Below are 763 nucleotides of genomic sequence, written 5' to 3'. Positions count from 1 at the left end.
CATGACCCACGAGACGATCGAGAAGGGGGCGTACCAGACGTTCGCGCTGATCATCGCGAAGCCGCCGAGGGTGAACACCAGCAGCAGCATGTGGCCGGCGAACATGTTGGCGAAGAGCCGGACCGCCAGCGAGAACGGGCGGACCAGGAAGTTGGAGAAGAACTCGATCGGGATCAGCAGCGGCAGGATGAACCACGGCGCCGGCGGGATCAGCGCGGACTTGATGTACTTGAAGAACCCGCCGTGGTGCCGGATGCCCACATAGATGAACATCACGTAGCTGATGACCGCGAGAATCGCCGGGAAAGCGATGTGCGAGTTCGGCGAGATCTGAATCAGCGGCACGATGCTGAAGAAGTTCATCACCAGGATGAAGCAGAAGAGCGTCGTGAGGTAGGGCGCGAAAGCGACGCCGCGCGGCCCGATCATATCGACAGAGATGTTGTTACGCACGAATCCGTAGAGGCTCTCGGCGAGCCACTGCTTCTTCGTGGGCACCAGCTGCGGCTTCCGGTACGACACCAGGAAGTAGATGATGATCAAGGCAACGGCCACCCAGACCAGCAGTGTGATCTTGGTGAACCAGTACGTGTCGTGCGCGCCCCACGGCAGGATGCTGGGCAGGTAGAAGTCCTCGACGCTGGGCGGGAACTCCGCTGCGAGGACCGTCGACTGACCGATCACCGTAGCCCTTTCCTGTCAGGCGCCGAGACGGCGCACAATGAGGTAGACACCGCCGGCGATGCCAATGACGGCGCCGATG

The 763-nt window shown here is 61.6% G+C and carries 1 protein-coding gene; it reads right to left on the bottom strand.

Annotated features, from left to right (window positions below):
• Positions 1-684, bottom strand: a 684-nt coding sequence (gene atpB, locus DMB66_RS60180; protein WP_125812721.1) for a F0F1 ATP synthase subunit A, incomplete at its 3' end; no start/stop codon positions are given.
• Between the last annotated feature and the right edge of the window lie 79 nt (positions 685-763).

The sequence above is a fragment of the Actinoplanes sp. ATCC 53533 genome (assembly GCF_003947245.1).
This window is presented reverse-complemented; position numbering and strand designations above follow the sequence as displayed.